Raw genomic sequence first — 1705 nt, 5'->3', positions numbered from 1 at the left:
TCGCGGTGGCGGGGCTGCGGTCATTCACTGACGTCGCACCGACGGGCGGACGACACGTCTACGTCCCGCTCGCCAAGCGCCTGCCCTTCGAAGTAGCACGGGAAATCGTCGAGGCCCTGGCTCGTCACGCTCCGACTCTCGACCCCGGGCCGCACCGCAGCGTACGTACAGGCTGTATCCGCACCCCGGGCTCAGCCCATGGCGCGGGAGGCCACCAGACGCTCACCTCGAGCCTCTCCAGCGCCGTCGACATGCTGCGGCGCCCGAACACGCCGACCACGCTGGCGGAACTGCGCGGGATCCTCGCTGCCGACATCGCCGCTGTGCGCGCTCAGAGAGCAGACCTCGCGGCCGCGCCCGAGGCAGGCACGTTCCCCCAGGGCGCGGCCCCGAACAAGCTCTCCGCCCGCGTCGCCGCGATCGCTCGCAACGGGATTTGGGACGCCGGCAGATACGACTCCCCCTCAGCTGCCCGCCAAGCGGTGATCACCGCAAGCGTACGCGCCGGCTGGGACATCACGGACGTCCAGCGCCGAATCGGCGACGGCACGTGGCCCGCTCTCGCCGGGATGTACGCACGGTACTCGCCCGGCCGACGCCCGGCCTCCCTACGCGCCGACTGGCTGAAGGCGCAGGCCTTCGTCGCCCGCACACCACTCAGCACCGAACCGGGCAACGAGCCACGGAATCACAGTGTGCACATCTCCAACACGAGCGCTCCTCTGTCACAGGGGGGCGCTGACCACGGCTGGATCCGGACCTGGCGAGCGGCAGTCTCGACCTACGAAACTGTGAGGCTCCCCGGTCGGCACTGGTACACCGCACGATTCCTGCTTCGGGCAATCGGTGAAGCTGCACACAAGAGCGGTAGCAAGTACGTCGGTTTCGGATGCCGGTCTCTCGCAGAGGCGTGCGGAGCGGACTACACCACTGTGTCTGTGCTCCTCCACGAACTGCAGCGAGCCGGATGGATCGACCTCATCGAGCCGGGCCGCGGTGAGATGGCGGATCTGTACGAACTCACTCTCCCGAGTGACCTACGGGAGAGTGCCCAGGGGCTGCGGTGGCAGAGAGGGAAGATCTTCTCGCTGCGGCCTGCCTTCCGCGAGCTGGGTCACGTGAGCGCGTTCGTATTCGAAGCTCTCGAACAAGGCCGTGCCTCTTCGATTTCAGAGCTCGTATCTGTCACCGGCATCTCGCGACGGGCCGTCCACACTAGTGTCGACGTACTAGTTGCGTGGGACCTCGTGGAGCGCAGTAGCGACGGCTTGCGCGCCTTCCCTGATCGTCTCGGGCGAGTCGCCGAGCACCTCGACGTCTTCGACGCAATCTACGAGCAGATGCGTCGCCACCGCGCACAGCGGGCCGCATGGCGTGCGTGGCTGGCGAGGTTCGAGGGTGCCTGGGACGAAGGCTCCGACTGGAACGAACTGCACTCCCCCAGCGGTGAGTCCCCCCTCGCGATGGAGGTGGCCTGAGATGCCGGACCGGCCGCTGCGATCTTCATTCATGAACACAGACATGAAGAGCGTCATGAAGTGTGGCCGCCGGTCATGACTTCATACATTCATGCAAACAGCCGCAACCAGACGTTCGCAGGACGTCCTGGGCAACTTGAGAGAGGTACCCGATGACGACGACGACCGCGCTCGGCAACCAGAAGGGTGGTGTCGGGAAGACCACGGTGTCGCTGTGCTTGCTGAGC

General features: G+C 66.4%; 1 protein-coding gene. It reads left to right on the top strand.

Annotated features, from left to right (window positions below; translation table 11 throughout):
* Positions 1-1478 (top strand): MarR family transcriptional regulator (locus tag ACFCZN_RS21160; protein ID WP_430558072.1); only part of this gene is annotated, 1478 nt, incomplete at its 5' end.
* Positions 1479-1705: the final 227 nt, after the last annotated feature.

Source organism: Isoptericola sp. NPDC056134, from assembly GCF_042264825.1.
GTDB classification, from domain to species: domain Bacteria; phylum Actinomycetota; class Actinomycetes; order Actinomycetales; family Cellulomonadaceae; genus Isoptericola; species Isoptericola nanjingensis.
This window is presented reverse-complemented; position numbering and strand designations above follow the sequence as displayed.